The organism is Devosia sp. ZB163, assembly GCF_028613635.1.
GTDB lineage: Bacteria > Pseudomonadota > Alphaproteobacteria > Rhizobiales > Devosiaceae > Devosia_A.
On the sequence record NZ_JAQRMY010000003.1, the window covers coordinates 495,879 to 512,424 of the forward strand.

Here is a 16,546-nt window from a genome sequence, read left to right on the forward strand (position 1 = left end):
AGAGGCACCGCCGTTCGCGTTCATTCGTTGGTGGATCAGTCGCCGATCACGGACTTACGGGCGGCGACAATGGTGTCGTAGAAGGACGGCTCGACTTCGACATAGGCGGTGTTCTCGCCCTGGGTGAAGCCCTGGAAGCAGGCGAGGTCCTTGGTCGGCAGCTCGAGGAAGAAGGCCTGGACCTTCGCCTTCAGATCTTCCGGCAGCTTGTTGGAGACCATCAGCGGGCCGTTCGGGATCTGCGGCGAGCGCCACAGCTCGACGATATCGTCGGTGTCGAGGATGCCCTTTTCGACCATGGTGTGGAGGTTGCCGGTGGTGTAGCCCTCGGCCCACTCGCCGACGCCCGAACCGAAGGTGGTGCCAGCGTCCCAGGTGCCGTCGAGCACGCCGAGAACGAGGTTCTCATGGCCGCCGCCGAAGCCGGTCTCGCCGAAGAACTCGGCCACCGGGCCGCCGATATCGGCCGGGAGCGACACGTTCGGGACGAGGTAGCCCGAGGTCGAATCCGGGTCGGCGAAGCCGAGCTTCTTGCCCTTGAGATCGGCCAGCGAGGCGAAGCCCTTGTCCTTGCGGGCAACGAGCAGCGAGTAGTAGCCGGTCGAGCCGTCGGCGCCGGCAGTGGTCAGGATCGGATCGACCGCGGCCGGGTCCTGCAGCACGATGGCGGCATAGGACGAAGCGCCCATCTGGGCGATGTCGATGGTGCCGCCGAGCAGGCCCTGGATGACGCCGTTGTAGTCGGGCGACGGGAAGATCTGCACTTCCGGCACGCCGGTCGCGGCCTTGAGGCCCTCGGCGACGCATTCGGTCTTGCGGATCTGGTCGGCTTCGTTCTCCGAGCCGTCGAGGCCGATGCGGAGGACCGAGACATCCTGCGCGAAGGCAGTGCTGGTCATGGTGAGGGCGAGGGTCGCCATCAGGACGTTGCGGATCGCGGACATGGATGTCTCCTTTAGTGACGCGATTGGCTTTCCGCCACCTGCCGTGCCGCGCGAGCAGGCGGCTAACCGGCAGGCGCGAAAACTGGGGATGTCAGTTGGGAAGGCCGGCCGGAGCGAGCGGAGCCTCGAGGGCACCCGCCGCGAGATCGGCATGCTTCTTCTTTTTCTTCTTGGGGACGATGGCCTCGAGGCTGGTCGAGGTCATTTCCTCCGAGAACGCTTCTTCGAGGCCGTCGGCGCCGTAGAGTTCACGGGCCACTTCGGTGGTCAGCTGCTCGGGCGTGCCGTCGAACACCACGCGGCCCGCCGACATGCCGATGATCCGCTCGCAATAGGCGCGGGCGGTATCGAGGGTGTGGAGGTTGGTGATCACCGTGATCCCCTGCTCCTCATTGATGGCCTGCAGCGAGTCCATCACGATCTTGGCGTTGCGCGGATCGAGCGAGGCGATCGGCTCGTCGGCGAGGATCACCTTGGGCTCCTGCATCAGGGCGCGGGCGATGGCGACGCGCTGTTGCTGGCCACCCGAGAGGGTCTGCGCCCACTGGCTGGCGGTCTGGGCGATATCGAGACGCTCCAGCGCCTTGAGCGCCATCAACTGCTCGTCTTCGGAGAAGATCTGGAGCAGGCTCATGATGGTGTTGCGGCGGTTGAGCCGGCCGAGCATCACGTTGGTGATGACGTCGAGGCGCGGCACGAGGTTGAACTGCTGGAAGATCATGGCGCAGTCGCGCTGCCAATCGCGCAGGGCCTGGCCACGCAGCGACGACACTTCAAGACCGCCGAACTCGACGCTGCCCTCGGAAACGTCGATCAGCCGGTTGAGCATACGCAGCAGGGTCGACTTGCCGGCGCCGGAGCGGCCGATGACGCCGACCATCTGGCCGGCGGGGATTTCGAGGTTGACGTTGTCGACTGCCACCTTGGCGCCGAAGCGACGTGTAACCTGAGAAATCTTCAGCATGCGGGGACCCCGTCCAATCGACGGGGCCAACTCGTAAGGCGGCTACAAGAAGCGTGGATGAAGGTAGGGTGACGTCTTCATGACAGTGGAAGAGCCCGGCCGGAGCGGCGGCAGGCTCACATGAAGAGGCGCGCGATGAAGAACGCGGCGCTGCCGAACAGCAGCAGCGCCGTCACCAGCAGGGCGCCATCGCGCACGGTGATGGCGAGCCCGAGCGTGGCGATGATCACCCCGGCGGTGGTCGAGGCGCCGGGGAGGAGCTCGAGCGGGGGCATGGTGAGGGCGACAAGGATGCAGACGAGCGCGGCGAGGCGTACGCCGATGCTGTCGACCAGCCAGGCGAGCCGCGGCTTGATGGCCTTGTCGACCCATTTCACGCCGGGCCGCATGAAGGTGATGACCTTGTGCGCGCGCTCGGCGGAGAGCTTGGCTTCGCGGAATTTTCTCGGCAGCCAGACGGTGCGGCGGCCGGCCAGCACCTGCACCGCGATGAGGATCACGGTAATGGCCACCATGGTTGGCAGGGTCGGGATCAGGCTCAGCGGCGACACCACGATCATCGCCGGAAAGAACAGGAGCGGGCCGGCGAAGCGCTTGCCGGCGACCTCCTCGATGGTCCCGACCGAGATGCCTTCGCCGTTGCCCGAGCGCTCGGCGATCCTGTCGATGAGGTGAGCCAGGGTCAGGTCGGGTGCTTCGGCCAATCAGTGATCCGTCGGTGGCACGGGGGAATCCGTCCCTAGCGGCACCGACCGGCCGAGGCAACCACATGACAAAGCTGTTAGCGCAACCGGCTATTCATATTTCTCGAGGAACGCCTCGATCTCGAGTGCGCGGAAATCCGGCAGCGCCTGGTGGAGCCTGTCGTGGCTCCAGTCCCACCAGCCGAGCGCGAGGAGGCGATCGGCGATGGGGGCGTGGAAGCGCTGGCGGATGGGCTTGGCGGGGACGCCGACGGCGATGGCGAAATCAGCCACGTCCTTGGTGACGACGGCGTTGGAGCCGACGATGGCGCCGTGCCCGACCTTCACGCCCGGCATGATCACCGCGCCGTGGCCGATCCAGGTGTCGTGGCCGATCTCGATGCCGTTGTCGGCGCGCCAATCGAAGAAGGCGTCGTCGTCTTCTTCGCCGTCGAAGTACCAGCTCGAGCGGTAGGTGAAGTGATGCAGCGAGGCGCGCTGCATCGGGTGCTTGCTGGCGTAGATGCGAACGTTCGCCGCGATGTTGGCGAACTTGCCGATCTCGGCGTAGGCCACCTGCGTGCCGTCGACGAGATAGGAGTAGTCGCCCAGCGTCGAGCGGTTGACGTGACAGTTGGCGCCGATCTCGGTGTACCGGCCGAGGACGGAGTCATGCACCTCCGCCGTGGGGTGGACGACGGGCGTTTCCGAGAGCTTCAAGCGGCCTTCCTCGCGGCGAACAGGGTGACGTCGACGATGCGGTCGGCGACCTGGGCACGGACTTCCTCGTCGTGGAAGATGCCGAGCAGGGCGACACCGGCCTGCTTCTTTTCGGCGATCATCTCGACCACCACGGCGCGATTGGTGGCATCGAGCGACGCCGTCGGTTCGTCGAGCAGCAGAACCGGATGCGGGGTGATGAAGCCGCGGGCGATGTTCACGCGCTGCTGCTCGCCGCCCGAGAAGGTGGCCGGCGGCAGCGACCACAGCCGCTCCGGCAGGTTCAGGCGGGCGAGGAGTTCGCGGGCCTTGGCCGTGGCTTCGTCGCGGGAGGTGCCGCGGCTGACCAGCGGCTCGGCCACCACGTCGACCGTGGTGACGCGCGGCACGGTGCGGAGGAACTGGCTGACATAGCCGATGGTGTCGCGGCGGAGATCCAGCACGGTGCGCGGGCTGGCGGTTGCGAGATCGACGGGTCGGCCGTGATGGATCAGCGAGATGGAGCCGGCATCGACGCCATAGTTGCCGTAGACCATCTTGAGCAGGCTCGACTTGCCGGCGCCGGAAGGGCCGCCGAGCACGACGCACTCTCCGGCGTTCACCTCGAAGGCGACGTCGGAGACGACGGGGAGGATGATCCCGTCGCGGAGGTGCATGGTGAAGGATTTGGCGACGTCGGAAACTGAGAGAAGGGTGGTCATGCGGCTGCCCTTTCGTTGACTGAGAGAGACGGTCCCCTCCCATCCTCCCCCATAAAGGGGGAGGTGAAGAGAGGCCGGTGCTTGGGCGAGATCGTGCCACATACTCGATGCGGCACCTCCCCCTTCATGGGGGAGGATGGGAGGGGGCCGTCCGCCGGTAATTCCCCCATCGTCACACCTGCAAGATCGAGGAAACGAGCAACTGCGTATACGGCTCGCGCGGATCGTCGAGCACCCGGTCGGTGAGGCCCTGCTCGATCACGTGACCGTCCTTCATCACCATCATCCGGTGCGACAAGAGCCGCGCCACCGCCAGATCGTGCGTGACGATGATGGCCGAGAGACCGAGATCGGCGACGAGGCCGCGGATGAGGTCGAGGAGGCGCGCCTGCACCGAGACGTCGAGGCCGCCGGTGGGCTCGTCCATGAAGACGAGGCGCGGGTGGGTGACGAGGTTGCGGGCGATCTGCAGCCGCTGCCGCATGCCGCCAGAGAAGGCGCGGGGCTCATCGTCGACGCGGTCCTCGGCGATCTCGACGCGGCCCAGCCACTCGATGGCGGTCGAGCGGATGTTGGCGTAGTGGCGGTTGCCGACGGCCATCATGCGCTCGCCGACATTGGCGCCGGCCGAGACGGTCATGCGAAGGCCATCGGCCGGATTCTGGTGGACGAACCCCCAGTCGGTGCGCATCAGAAAGCGGCGTTCGGCTTCGCTGAGGTCGTAGAGATTGCGCCAGACTTCATCGCGCATGCGGTACTCGGCGAGGCCGGAGGTCGGCTCCAGCCTGGTCGAGAGGCAGTTGAGCAGTGTCGTCTTGCCCGAGCCGGATTCGCCGACGATGGCCAGCACTTCGCCGGGCCAGAGTTCGAACGAGACGTCGGCGCAACCCATGCGGCTGCCGTAGAACTTGCTGAGCTGGTTGACGCGGAGGAGGGGCTGGTCAGACATTGGCGTCTCCACTGGCGCGGGGGGTAGGCTCCCCTCCCCCTTGAGGGGTGGGGGTGGGGGTCCATCGGTGGCCCACCGAACCACCCCCTCCCTCAATCCCTCCCCTCAAGGGGGAGGGAGGCGCAAGACCGCAGGACTCGGGCATCATTCTGCTGCCTCCAGGGCGTGGCCGGCGAGCTTGCCGCGGTGGCCGTGCGCGCCGCGATCTTCGCAATTGTCGGTGTCGGAGCAGACGAACATGCGCCCGCCCTTGTCGTCGAGGATGACCTCGTCGAGATAGACCCCGGTCGCGCCGCAGAGCGCGCACGGTTCCTCGAAGTGCTGGATCTCGAACGGGTGGTCCTCGAAATCGAGGCTCACCACTTCGGTGTAGGGCGGCACGGCGTAGATGCGCTTCTCGCGGCCGGCGCCGAACAGCTGCAGCGCTTCCGACATGTGCATCTTGGGGTTGTCGAACTTCGGCGTCGGCGAGGGGTCCATGACGTAGCGGCCCTCGACTTTCACCGGGTAGGCGTAGGTGGTGGCGATGCGGCCATGCTTGGCGATGTCCTCGTAGAGCTTCACATGCATCAGCCCGTATTCCTCGAGCGCATGCATTTTCCGCGTCTCGGTCTCGCGCGGCTCGAGGAAGCGCAGCGGCTCCGGGATCGGCACCTGATAGACCAGCACCTGGCCCTCGGTGAGCCTGGCCTCCGGGATCCGGTGGCGGGTCTGGATGATGCTCGCTTCGGCGGTGTGCGTGGTCACCGCGACATTGGCGACCTTGGCGAAGAAGGCGCGGATGGACACCGCGTTCGTCGTGTCGTCGGCACCCTGGTCGATAACCTTGAGCACATCTGATGGACCGATGATCGCGGCGGTGACCTGCACGCCGCCAGTGCCCCAGCCGTAGGGCATCGGCATCTCGCGGCTGGCGAACGGCACCTGGTAGCCGGGGACGGCGATGGCCTTGAGGATGGCCCGGCGGATCATCCGCTTGGTCTGCTCGTCGAGATAGGCGAAGTTGTACTTGGCGATGTTCATTCTGCCGCCTCCGCGGGTGAGGTGTCCTCGATGCTTCCGGGCACTTCCCCCCTTGCGGGGGAGGCTGGGAGGGGGGAAGCGGCATGCTCGGAGTGTGGGGCTCCCCCCACCCCAGCCCTCCCCGCGGGGGGGAGGGTGCTGGCCGGTGCATCCGTCTCGTGCTCGGCGCGCATTTCGCGCAGCAGCCCGAGTTCGCCCTGGAAATCGACGTAGTGCGGCAGCTTCAGGTGTTCGACGAAGCCGGTCGACTGCACGTTGTCGGAGTGCGAGATGACGAATTCCTCGTCCTGCGCGGGATGGTTCACATCCTCGCCGAGCTCGCCGGCGCGCAGCGAGCGATCGACCAGCGACATCGCCATGGCCTTGCGCTCGGCCTGCCCGAACACGAGGCCGTAGCCGCGGGTGAACTGCGGCGGCACCTTGGCGTTGCCCTTGAACTTGTTGACCATCTGGCACTCGGTGACCCGGATGCGCCCGAGGTTCACGGCAAAGCCGAGTTCCGGGATATCCAGTTCGACTTCGACCTCGCCGATGCGGATTTCGCCGACGAACGGGTGCGAGCGGCCATAGCCGCGCTGCGTCGAGTAGCCCAGCGCGAGGAGGAAGCCCTCGTCGCCGCGGGCCAGCGCCTGGAGACGCCGGTCGCGGTTGAGCGGGAACTCGAGGGGCTCGCGGGTGAGGTCGCCGATCTCGTCCTGCACCTCGGAGACGTCGGGCTCGATCAGGCCCTGGTGGTCGAGCAGGTCGGTGACCCGCGGTGCGGGCTCGTCGTCGCTGAGCCGGATGACCGCCTCATCGACATCGGCGCCCTCGGCAATGCTCGGATCGAGCAGACGGTGCGTGTAGTCGAAGGTGGGGCCGAGCAGCTGGCCGCCCGGCAGGTCCTTGAACGTCGCCGAAACGCGCCGCTCGATCTTCATCGCGGCGGTGTCGATCGGCTTGGAGTAGCCGAAGCGCGGCAGCGTGGTGCGATAGGCGCGGACGAGGAAGATCGCCTCGATCAGGTCGCCGCGCGACTGGATGATGGCGAGCGCCGCCAGCTCGCGGTCATAGAGCGAGCCCTCGCCCATGGCGCGATCGACCGCAAGGCCGAGCTGCTCGATGATCTGGTCGAGGCGCAGCGCCGGCACCGAACGATCGCCACGGCGGCGATCGGCAAGCAGCCGGTGGGCATTGGCAATGGCGGCCTCGCCGCCCTTTACGGCAACATACATATCAGGCCTCCGAAATGCGGGTGGTGCGGGGCAGACCGACGACCGTGCCAGCGCGGACGAGCAAGAGGTCGACGCCGCGCGGGAAGCGGGCGCGGTTCTCCGCCCACTGGTCGATGAAGTCGCCGCCGGGGAGGGGCAGCTCGGTGGTGAGCTGGTCCTTGATGCCTGGCCCCTTCAGCGTGACGGCACGCGGGGCGGCAGCGGCGGCGAGCACCACGGTGGTCGAACGGTCGGGGTACTCGTCGGTGCCCTGGCCGAAGCAGTCGAGGCTGGGGAGCAGAGCGACATCGCTGACCAGTGCGAACGCCGCCGCGCCGATATCTGCGGTGACCGGGGCGCCGCAGTGGAACGCCAGCCACAAGGTCACCGCCTCGTTCGCAGCGAGCACCGGATCGAGCCAAACCAGCGTGTCGTGATCGCAGAGCGTCAGCGCAACGGCGCCGAGTTCGGGCGTCAGCGGCGCCGGCGGCGCGGCATCGGACGCGATCGACTGCACCGTGCCGGGACGGGCCAGCGCATCCATCACGGCGCGGAAGACGTTCTGCGCGCCCAGCACCAGATCGGCGAAGCCGCCTTCGATTGTCGTGTCCATCAATCGTCTCCGCGGACCATGGTGAAGAAGTCGACCTTGGTGGCCGCCGTCTCGTCGCGGAGCCTGGCATCGGCCGCGGCCTGCTCTTCGCGCAGCGGCTTCAGCACCAGCGTTTCGACCGCTTCGGCGTCACGCTGCAGCAGCGCATCGAACAGCGCCGACTGCACCGCCTTGTCGCCGTCGCGGCCGAGGCAATAGGCGTGCCCGACTTCGCCGGTTTCGAGCCGCACCGTGGCGCGGGTCACCGTCGCTTCGCCGAGGTTGAAGGCGTTGCCGCCGCCACCGGCGCGGCCGCGTACCATGACCAGCCCGGTCTCGGGACCACGCACCTTGTGATACGCGGGCTTGTCGGACCAGGCGGCCCAGAGCTCGCCGAGCCGCTTCGGCGTGGCGTGACTCAACACCGCCATCGCCTCCTGCCGGGGGGTGTTCGCAGGCAGTTCGGACATTGCCTCTTCGCTCCAACTTGTATAGTAAAATAGACAAGTAATGTCGTTTCGCCCCGCTATAGGCCGACCGTGTGAAGATGCAATGACAATCTTGAGCCGTACCGAGATCGAACCCGCCGGAGGGGTGGCGCTGTGGCGCCAGATCGCCGACGCCATCCGTCTCGACATCGTGGGCGGCAAGCTCGAGAGCGGCGATCGGCTCGATGGCGAGCTGCCGCTGGCCGAGCGCTTCGGGGTCAACCGGCACACGGTGCGGCGGGCCATCGCGGTGCTGGTGGAGGAGGGGGTGCTGCGGGCCGAGCATGGTCGCGGCACGTTCGTCGCCGAGGCGCGGCGGCTGAGCTATCCCATCGGGCGGCGCACGCGCTTTTCGGAAGGGCTTGCCGGGCAGGTGCGGGAGCGGCGCGGACAGCTGCTGTCGAGCCGGATCGAGCGGGCGAGCGCACGGCTGGCGGCAGCGCTGCAGGTGAAGCCGGGAACGCGGCTACTCCGGCAGGAGACGATCTCGTTCGCCGACGGGCGGCCGCTGGCGCGTGCTACCGGTTGGTTGCCGGAGGCGCGGTTCAGCGGGTTCGATGCGGCCTATCTCGAGGCGGGATCGGTGACGCTGGCGCTCAGGCGCTATGGCATCGAGGACTACTCGCGCGGCTCGACGCGGATTTCGGCGCGGCATGCGACGCTCGACGAGGCGCAGGCGCTGAAGCTGGCGCCGGGCTCGGTCGTGCTCGTTTCAGATGCGGTGGACCTCGACATGGATGGCACGCCCATCCACGCGATGCTGACGCGGTTTCCGGCCGATCGGCTGGAGCTGGTGGTGTAGCCGGCCGCCGTTCGGCAGCCGGCCAGCCGGGTATCAGTCGAGGCGCGACAGGTCGCGCACGGCGCCCCTGGCGGCGCTGGTGGCGAAGGCGGCGTAGGCCTTGAGCGCGGTCGAGACGTTGCGCTTGCGCGGCTGGGCCGGCTTCCAGCCGAGCTTGTCCTGCTCGGCGCGGCGCGCGGCGAGCTCGGCGTCGGAGATCTTGAGGTTGATGGTGCGGCCGGGGATGTCGATCTCGATGATGTCGCCTTCGCGCACGAGGCCGATGGTGCCGCCCTCGGCCGCCTCGGGCGAGACGTGGCCGATCGAGAGACCCGAGGTGCCGCCCGAGAAGCGGCCGTCGGTCAGGAGGGCGCAGGCTTTGCCGAGGCCCTTCGACTTGAGGTAGCTCGTCGGGTAGAGCATTTCCTGCATGCCGGGGCCGCCGCGTGGGCCCTCGTAGCGGATCACCACGACATCGCCGGCCTTGATCTCGTTGGAGAGGATGGCCTTGACGGTAGCATCCTGGCTCTCGAACACGCGGGCGGGGCCGGTGAACTTGAGGATCGACTCGTCGACGCCGGCGGTCTTCACGATGCAGCCGTCGAGCGCGACGTTGCCCTTGAGCACGGCGAGGCCGCCATCGCGCGAGAAGGCATGCTCGGTGCTGCGGATGACGCCGTTGGCGCGGTCGAGGTCGAGATCCTTCCAGCGGGCGCTCTGGCTGAAGGCCTCGGTGGTGCGGACGCCCCCGGGGGCAGCCATGAAGAAGTTGCGCACGCCATCGGAGTTGGTGCGGGAAATGTCCCAGCGGTCGAGGGCATCGCCGAGGGTGGCGGCGTGGACGGTCGGCTCGCCGCGGTTGATGAGACCGCCACGATCGAGCTGGCCGAGGATGGACATGATGCCGCCGGCGCGGTGCACGTCTTCCATGTGCACGTCCGACTTGGCCGGGGCGACCTTGCAGAGCACAGGCACCTTGCGGCTCAGCGCGTCGATGTCGTCCATGGTGAAGTCGATCTCGCCTTCGGCGGCGGCGGCGAGGATGTGGAGCACGGTGTTGGTCGAGCCGCCCATGGCGATATCGAGCGCCATGGCGTTCTCGAAGGCGGCCTTGGTGGCGATTGAGCGCGGCAGGACCGAGGCGTCATCCTGCTCGTAGTAGCGGCGCGCGAGATCGACGATCAGGTGGCCGGCTTCCTGGAACAGGCGCTTGCGGTCGGAGTGGGTGGCGAGCGTCGAGCCGTTGCCCGGGAGCGACAGGCCGAGCGCCTCGGTGAGGCAGTTCATCGAATTGGCGGTGAACATGCCCGAGCACGAGCCGCAGGTCGGACAGGCGGCTTCCTCGATGGCCTTGAGGTCGCTGTCGGAGATCTTGTCGTCGGCGGCGGCGACCATGGCGTCGACGAGGTCGAGCGCCTGGAGTTGGCCGGCGAGCACGACCTTGCCCGCTTCCATCGGGCCGCCGGAGACGAAGACCACGGGGATGTTGATGCGGAGCGCCGCCATCAGCATGCCGGGGGTGATCTTGTCGCAGTTGGAGATGCAGACCATGGCGTCGGCGCAGTGGGCGTTGACCATGTACTCGACGCTGTCGGCGATGAGCTCGCGCGAGGGCAGGGAATAGAGCATTCCGTCATGGCCCATGGCGATGCCGTCATCGACGGCGATGGTGTTGAATTCCTTGGCGACGCCGCCGGCTGCCTCGATCTCGCGCGCGACGAGCTGGCCGAGATCCTTGAGGTGCACGTGGCCGGGAACGAACTGGGTGAACGAGTTGACCACGGCGATGATCGGCTTGCCGAAATCGCTGTCCTTCATGCCCGTGGCGCGCCATAGGCCGCGGGCACCTGCCATGTTGCGGCCGTGGGTGGTGGTGCGGGAACGGTACTGGGGCATGAGCTGATTTCCTCGTCGGACGTCACACTGCCATTCCACAACCGATATGGAACTGCAAGGCGACCTGAGGCCGATGCGTCCACTCGGTGGTCAGGTCTGGGGTCGCGGCGACAGCGGCCTGGCGTCGCCGCTCTGGCCAACAGCGCGAAACCTGGTTCGGGCTTTCGCGAAATGCGCTATGTGCCTCGGCACAACACCCGCATGACTCGACTGGTCATGGGCAATCCTTCGGAACCACCTTGAGCCGACCCAGCTATCCATTCGAGGTCAAGTCTCGCGACATCTGGCGCATCGCGCTGCCGGCCTCCGTTGCCTTCATCACCGAGCCGCTGGCCGGGCTGAATGACATCACGGTCATCGGGCGGCTGGGCGATGCGGCGCTGCTGGGCGGGCTCGTCCTCGGCGCGCTGGCCTTCGATTTCATCTTCTCGATGGCCTATTTCCTCAGGACGGGGACGGCGGGGCTCACGGCGCAATCGATCGGCTCCCGCGACCCGCAGGATGGACTGATCCATCTCAGCCGGGCGGTGGTGGCCTCGCTGATCATCGGCCTCGCCATGATCATCCTCAGCGGGCCGCTCCTTTACGTCGCGGGGTTGGCGCTGGCTCCGCCCACGCCGGGGGTGGCCGACGCGATGGCGGCCTATTTCCACGTGCGCATCTGGTCGGCGCCGTTCTCGCTGATCAACTACGCCCTGCTCGGGTGGTACTACGGCCGCGGCAATGCCCGCACCGGCATGATGCTGCAGTTCATCATCCACCTCGTCGACATCTTCCTGTCGGTCTACTTTGTCTATGGCCTCGGCTGGGGCATTTTCGGCGCGGCCCTGGGCACGGTGCTGGGGCAGGTGGTCGCTGCCTTGGTGGGCCTCGTGCTCGTGGTCCGGCACTTTGGCGGACTGCGCAGGCTCGCGCCCCTTATCCACCCGACCGAACTCTTCGATCCGACGGGACTCCGCCGCATGATCGGTCTCTCGCGCGACCTGATGCTGCGTTCGATGGCGCTGATGGGCACCTACCTGATCTTCGCCGCGCAGGGATCGCGCATGGGCGAGATCGCCCTGTCGGCCAACGCCATCCTGCTCAACCTGCTGATGATCTCGGGGTATTTCCTCGATGGCATGGCCCAGGCTGCGGAGGCGCTCTGCGGCAAGGCGGTCGGCGCAAACTACCGGCCGGCCTACGAGCGCGCCTATGCCCTCTCCATGCGATGGGGACTGGCTGTGTCGGCCGGCCTCGCGGCATTCTGGCTGCTGGGCGGACCGTTCGTGGTCGACTTCATGACCACGAGCGAGCCGGTGCGGGCATATGCACGGGAGTTCCTGTGGCTCGCGGCCCTGTGCTCGCTGACCGGCATGCCGGCCTTCGTCTACGACGGGATACTGGTCGGCTCGACGCTCAACATCACCATGCGCAACGGCATGATCGTGGCGCTGCTCGCGTTCCTCATCGGGATCTTCGCGTTCCAGCCGCTTGCCGGAAACATCGGCCTGTGGCTGGCGATACACGTCTTCTATCTCGCCCGCGCCGCCTATTACTGGCAGGCGCTCGATCGCAGGAAGCCGTCGCTGTTCTCCCAGCCATCAGCCGCCGGCAGCTGATCGATCGAGGCCGGGTGTTGGCGCACCCTGCGCGCCCAATGACCGGGTCAGCAGCAGGCCGGCGAGGAAGGTTGGCAGCGCGGCAGCCAGGCTCCCAAGGCGAGCGCCTGGAAGAAGAGCGACGACATGATAAGGTGTTGCGGCTTAATCATTTTTTCGCGGTTGCCTGCCTCGCTGCGTTCGGCCACTGTGGCGGGCGAACGAGGGGAAGCGATCGAAATGACAAGGCTGGGTGAGGCACGTTCGCTGGTCTGGCAGCATGGCGTGGTCAGCGTCGAAAGCCTGGGTGGCATGATCGGGCCGACGCTGTTCGTGCTCGATGGCGGCAGGCAGGTGGCGCCGTTCCAGGTCGCGCCCTGGGCCACCGAGACGGTGGACGCCGAGGTCCCGGGAATCCTCAAGCGGCTGCGGGGTGAGTGGCCCTGCGTGCCCTTCGGATCGGACGCCGATCGTGCGCCGGCCGGCGGGTGGCCGGGGTCCGTGGCGGCGCCGACAGTCGATCCGTTCCCGCATGGCTATTCGTCCAACCACGCGTGGCGCTTCGAGGCAGGGGAGGCGGGCAGCATCGTACTCGCCATCGACTATCCGGAGGACCATCCGGTGCGGGGCTTGAAGCGGACCGTGACGCCGGACCCAAATGCGAGCGCGATGGATTTCGAGCTCGAGATCGACGTGCGGCGCGATTGCACGCTGCCGATGGGCCTCCACCCGTCGTTCCGGTTGCCGGCGAAGGCGGGGGCGATGCGGATCGAGGTCGGTTCCGAGGTCGCGGGGATGACGTTCCCGGGGCCGGTCGATGCGTCCTCGATCTTCAGGCAGGGGGAACTGCTCGAGCCGTGGCACGATGTGCCGCTGCTCGCCGGCGGGCGGCTCGATGTGCGGCAGGTGCCGTTGCCCCAGGCGACCGAGGAAGTGCTGCAACTGCTCGAGATGCCGGGCAGGGCCGCTCTGTGGAACACGGCGGAGGGCTATCGCGTCAAGCTGGCGTGGGAGGCCGAGCACTTTCCGAGTGCGCTGTTGTGGTTTTCCAACCGGGGGCGGCAGTTCGCGCCCTGGAACGGGCGGCACCTGGCGCTGGGGCTCGAGCCGGTCTGTTCGGCGTTCGACCTGGGCCAGCAGGTTTCGTCGGCCGACAACCCGATCTCGCGACGGGGGACGCCGACGGCGCGGACGTTCCGCGCCGGTGAGCGGTTCGTGACCCAGTACCGGATCGAGGTGGAGGCGGCGGAGATCGAGCAGGGTTGAACTGCCCCTCACCCCGGCCCTCTCCCTAGCGGGGAGAGGGGGCGATGGGGCAGCGGTCGTGCGGTGAGCGTCCCCTCTCCCCAATGGGGAGAGGGTCAGGGTGAGGGCTGCCTGCTCGTGGTCAGTTCGCGAACCGTACGAGGACCGTGCGGATCTCGAGCGGGGCGAGGTCGACGCTCAGCGTCTTGCCGTCGAGCTTGAGGGCCTGGCCCGGGTGCTCGATGGGGTCGGCGCTGCGGGCGGCGGCAGGCCGGCCGGTGAAGGTCACCGTCTGGGACTGCCTGTCACCCGAGAGGTTCTGCAGGCGCAGCACCACCCAGCCGTCATCCTCGCCCGGCTTGGTGGTCACCAGCACGGGGGCCTTGCCGGTCGAGAGGTAGCTGTCCGAGCGCTTGCCGGTCGGGGCGATGTCACGCATGGCGACCGGCGGAACGGCGACTTCGGCGGCGAACTTGGCCGATGCGGCGGCGTCAGTCGGGCCCTTGCCGGTGGTCAGGCGATAGCGCAGCGGGATGCGTCCGCTCTGGGCCGACTTGAAGTTGACCAGCCAGTGGTTGTTGAGCGCCCAGCTCATGATGGTCGGGCCCTCGGGCTGGAGCGTGCGGTTCCACTTGCCGGTGGTGATGCCACCCAGGTGGGCGAGCGGCGTATCGAGCGGAACGACGGTGACGTTGCGATCGCCGTCGCTCACCGAGGCCCAGCGGCCGAGCGGATACCAGTCCTTGGCGGCGCCATCGAGCTGGTCCTTGTTGGGCACGGAGGGCACGCCGTTGAGATCGAGCAGGAAGTCGGCGCGCTTCAAGTTGAACGGGAAGGCGATGAACACCGCCTCGGCCTCCGGATGCTCGAGCTTGTCGATGCTCCAGTCGACGACGACGCATTTGGTATCGGCATCGAGGGCATAGACGACGGTCGCGGCCGAGACGCCGGGGGCTTCGATGCGGACGGTGATCGAGGCGCGGCCTTCGTAGATGCTGGCATCCTCGAGCGTCACGCTGCTGGCGGTTTCGCGCCGCCACGGCGTGTCCTTGTGGCCGGTGAAGAACTCCGGCTTGTCGAAGCTGATGTCGGCGATGGCCAGCCGGTCGTCGGGCGAGTCCACGGTCTCGTAGACATACTCGCCGGGGCCCCAGCCCTGGTACTTGCCGGCGAAATCGTGGTTCTGCTCCTTGTCGAAGAGCTCGGCGATGGCGCCGGTCTTCCTGCCGATCCGCACCCGGTAGTGCCTGTTCTCGATGGTATCGCCGCTGGCCTTGAGGTCAGCAGAGGGGACGCCGTCCTCGAGGTTGAGGAAGGCGTAGCCCATGGGCGGAATGGTGCCGGCGACGCGCCGGATCTCCGGGTAGGGGCGGGGGCCGCCCCAGGTGCTGCGGCGGTTGAAGAAGGTATCGAGCATGCCGACCGGGGCGGCGCCGCCGCGCGGCTCAGGCTCCTCGACGATGACCTTGCGCTCCCAGGGCAGGGTGTTGAAGACGAGCACATCCCGGATGCCTGAATCCTTGAAGGCCTCCTTGGGGTCGAGATTGCCGAGGTTGAAGATGCCTTCCGGGCCCTTGGTGCCGAGGGGTGCGGCGAGCGCGTTGGCCGCTTTCGCCACCGCGTTGTGACCTTCCATGGCGGCGGTGTAGGCGAAGCCGGCCTTGCGGTTCCATTGCGCCTGGCTGAACAGCGAATGTGGCGCCTCGACGGATGAGTAGGCGCCCCAGGTGTGCTCGTCGAAGAGCGTCATCGACTCGTAGGTGCGATCGGCCAGCTCGGCGTTCCAGTCGGTCGCGCCCTGGCTGCGGCGCCAGCTTTCCAGCGTTTCGCCGATGCCGACGATCTCGTGCGCGGCGCGGTTCACCGCGACCTCGAAGGCCGAGGAGCCGACGCCGTCGGCCCAGTGGTCGGTCCAGTCGCCGCGCTGGGTGCCTATGACGCCGGCGTACTTCTCCTCCAGCAGGCGACCGAAATCGGTGACCGTGATGAACTCCATCCGGTACGGACGGCCTTCCTCATTCCAGCGCTTCACGAACTCGGGCATGCGCGCGTCGGGCGGGCCGTTGTCGACGCGGACCGGGTGGGTGGACTCGCAGTAGAGGAAATCGAAGGGGTAGCTGTCGTCGTTCTCGAGTTCGTCGATCCAGCGCGGCAGCAGGCGATCGACCAGATCCCAGTTGCCGAGGCCGGCCTGGCTGCGGCCGAAGAGGTAGTGGTAGCCGTTCCAGGCCAGCACCTGCTTGCCGCTCGGGCCTTCCCAGCGGAACGCGCCGGGGAAGGGCTTGGGGCGGGCGCCGCGGATCGGGTTGATGGCGGCGGTGTAGAACTTGATGCCGAGGTCCGCCAGCAGGTCGGCATAGAGCCAGGAGACGCCGTTGACGTCGTCCTGCATCGCCGCCTCGACCGAGAAGCCGAACTCGTCGCGGATGGCGCGGAGCGGGTAGAGCGAGCGGTGCATCTGCTCGATGTTGAGCAGCGGCGTCATGTTGTACTGCATGCCGGCGATATCGATGCGGCCCTGCTCGTGCCAGTGGCGGAACCGGCTGATCTCGCCGGGACTGGCCTGGCGCAGGTACTTGAGGAAGGGACCGGTGGTCTCCACCGTCCAGCGATACTGTGCTTCGACGGGGTAGCTGTCGGTCTTCTCGATCAGGTCGAGGGCCTGGCCGACGAACTCGCCGTGCTGGCGCAGCGCCAGCTCCTGGTAATCGGTGAACCCGATATCGGTATGGGCATGGTTGCAGACGTATATCGTCTTGATCTTGCTCATGGTTTCTTCTCCTCCCA

General features: G+C 67.4%; 14 protein-coding genes and 1 pseudogene. 3 read left to right on the forward strand and 12 right to left on the reverse strand.

Annotated features, from left to right (window positions below; genetic code table 11):
• Positions 1-35: 35 nt before the first annotated feature.
• From phnD to phnG, 10 genes and pseudogenes are all read right to left on the reverse strand, one after another.
• Positions 36-944, reverse strand: coding sequence for a phosphonate ABC transporter substrate-binding protein (phnD, locus tag PRN20_RS16250; protein ID WP_273958591.1), 909 nt, complete (start codon positions 942-944; stop codon positions 36-38).
• 91 nt (positions 945-1,035) lie between these two features.
• Entirely contained in the window at positions 1,036-1,908 is an 873-nt protein-coding gene (gene phnC / locus PRN20_RS16255) for a phosphonate ABC transporter ATP-binding protein (protein WP_273958592.1), read from the reverse strand.
• 116 nt (positions 1,909-2,024) lie between these two features.
• Positions 2,025-2,612 (reverse strand): exopolysaccharide biosynthesis protein, encoded by a 588-nt coding sequence (locus tag PRN20_RS16260; RefSeq protein ID WP_273958593.1) that lies wholly within the window; start codon positions 2,610-2,612, stop codon positions 2,025-2,027.
• Between the two features lie 90 nt (positions 2,613-2,702).
• Positions 2,703-3,311 (reverse strand): DapH/DapD/GlmU-related protein, encoded by a 609-nt coding sequence (locus tag PRN20_RS16265; protein ID WP_273958594.1) that lies wholly within the window; start codon positions 3,309-3,311, stop codon positions 2,703-2,705.
• Positions 3,308-4,012 carry a phosphonate C-P lyase system protein PhnL gene (gene phnL / locus PRN20_RS16270; protein ID WP_273958595.1) on the reverse strand — a complete coding sequence of 235 codons (705 nt, stop codon included), beginning with the start codon at positions 4,010-4,012 and terminating at the stop codon, positions 3,308-3,310. The genes PRN20_RS16265 and phnL overlap by 4 nt, the downstream gene beginning before the upstream one ends.
• A 172-nt stretch (positions 4,013-4,184) precedes the next feature.
• Positions 4,185-4,961, reverse strand: a complete 777-nt coding sequence (gene phnK / locus PRN20_RS16275) for a phosphonate C-P lyase system protein PhnK (RefSeq protein ID WP_273958596.1) — start codon at positions 4,959-4,961, stop codon at positions 4,185-4,187.
• A gap of 144 nt (positions 4,962-5,105) precedes the next feature.
• Positions 5,106-5,984: an alpha-D-ribose 1-methylphosphonate 5-phosphate C-P-lyase PhnJ gene (locus PRN20_RS16280; protein ID WP_273958597.1), complete on the reverse strand. Its 879-nt coding sequence runs from the start codon at positions 5,982-5,984 to the stop codon at positions 5,106-5,108.
• Between the two features lie 155 nt (positions 5,985-6,139).
• A pseudogene (locus PRN20_RS16285) lies at positions 6,140-7,198 on the reverse strand (carbon-phosphorus lyase complex subunit PhnI); the annotation flags it as partial.
• Between the two features lies 1 nt (position 7,199).
• On the reverse strand, positions 7,200-7,790 hold the full coding sequence (phnH, locus tag PRN20_RS16290; RefSeq protein ID WP_273958598.1) for a phosphonate C-P lyase system protein PhnH: 591 nt from the start codon (positions 7,788-7,790) through the stop codon (positions 7,200-7,202).
• Positions 7,790-8,239, reverse strand: coding sequence for a phosphonate C-P lyase system protein PhnG (gene phnG / locus PRN20_RS16295; protein WP_273958599.1), 450 nt, complete (start codon positions 8,237-8,239; stop codon positions 7,790-7,792). The genes phnH and phnG overlap by 1 nt, the downstream gene beginning before the upstream one ends.
• A gap of 82 nt (positions 8,240-8,321) precedes the next feature.
• Between phnG and phnF the strand changes: the two genes are divergently transcribed.
• Positions 8,322-9,059 (forward strand): phosphonate metabolism transcriptional regulator PhnF, encoded by a 738-nt coding sequence (gene phnF / locus PRN20_RS16300; protein WP_443112577.1) that lies wholly within the window; start codon positions 8,322-8,324, stop codon positions 9,057-9,059.
• Positions 9,060-9,092: 33 nt separating this feature from the next.
• On the opposite strand, the gene ilvD is transcribed toward phnF, so the two are convergent.
• Positions 9,093-10,934 (reverse strand): dihydroxy-acid dehydratase, encoded by a 1,842-nt coding sequence (gene ilvD, locus PRN20_RS16305; RefSeq protein ID WP_273958600.1) that lies wholly within the window; start codon positions 10,932-10,934, stop codon positions 9,093-9,095.
• Between the two features lie 239 nt (positions 10,935-11,173).
• Between ilvD and PRN20_RS16310 the strand changes: the two genes are divergently transcribed.
• Together PRN20_RS16310 and PRN20_RS16315 are read left to right on the forward strand one after the other, a co-directional pair.
• Positions 11,174-12,535 (forward strand): MATE family efflux transporter, encoded by a 1,362-nt coding sequence (locus tag PRN20_RS16310; protein ID WP_273958601.1) that lies wholly within the window; start codon positions 11,174-11,176, stop codon positions 12,533-12,535.
• 219 nt (positions 12,536-12,754) lie between these two features.
• On the forward strand, positions 12,755-13,780 hold the full coding sequence (locus PRN20_RS16315) for a hypothetical protein (protein WP_273958602.1): 1,026 nt from the start codon (positions 12,755-12,757) through the stop codon (positions 13,778-13,780).
• 121 nt (positions 13,781-13,901) lie between these two features.
• Here PRN20_RS16315 and PRN20_RS16320 read toward each other — a convergent pair whose 3' ends face one another.
• The gene (locus PRN20_RS16320) at positions 13,902-16,529 is read right to left on the reverse strand and encodes a glycosyl hydrolase-related protein (protein WP_273958603.1); all 2,628 of its coding nucleotides are present in this window, start codon (positions 16,527-16,529) and stop codon (positions 13,902-13,904) included.
• Positions 16,530-16,546 lie beyond the last annotated feature (17 nt).

What these genes read in the sequence shown, in the direction of transcription:
- PRN20_RS16320 (WP_273958603.1), bottom strand. Translation starts at nt 16,529, where the DNA reads ATGAGCAAGATCAAGACGATATACGTCTGCAACCATGCCCATACCGAT.
- phnD (WP_273958591.1), bottom strand. Translation starts at nt 944, where the DNA reads ATGTCCGCGATCCGCAACGTCCTGATGGCGACCCTCGCCCTCACCATG.
- phnL (WP_273958595.1), bottom strand. Translation starts at nt 4,012, where the DNA reads ATGACCACCCTTCTCTCAGTTTCCGACGTCGCCAAATCCTTCACCATG.
- ilvD (WP_273958600.1), bottom strand. Translation starts at nt 10,934, where the DNA reads ATGCCCCAGTACCGTTCCCGCACCACCACCCACGGCCGCAACATGGCA.
- phnH (WP_273958598.1), bottom strand. Translation starts at nt 7,790, where the DNA reads ATGGACACGACAATCGAAGGCGGCTTCGCCGATCTGGTGCTGGGCGCG.
- phnC (WP_273958592.1), bottom strand. Translation starts at nt 1,908, where the DNA reads ATGCTGAAGATTTCTCAGGTTACACGTCGCTTCGGCGCCAAGGTGGCA.
- phnF (WP_443112577.1), top strand. Translation starts at nt 8,322, where the DNA reads ATGACAATCTTGAGCCGTACCGAGATCGAACCCGCCGGAGGGGTGGCG.
- phnK (WP_273958596.1), bottom strand. Translation starts at nt 4,961, where the DNA reads ATGTCTGACCAGCCCCTCCTCCGCGTCAACCAGCTCAGCAAGTTCTAC.
- PRN20_RS16280 (WP_273958597.1), bottom strand. Translation starts at nt 5,984, where the DNA reads ATGAACATCGCCAAGTACAACTTCGCCTATCTCGACGAGCAGACCAAG.
- phnG (WP_273958599.1), bottom strand. Translation starts at nt 8,239, where the DNA reads ATGTCCGAACTGCCTGCGAACACCCCCCGGCAGGAGGCGATGGCGGTG.
- PRN20_RS16315 (WP_273958602.1), top strand. Translation starts at nt 12,755, where the DNA reads ATGACAAGGCTGGGTGAGGCACGTTCGCTGGTCTGGCAGCATGGCGTG.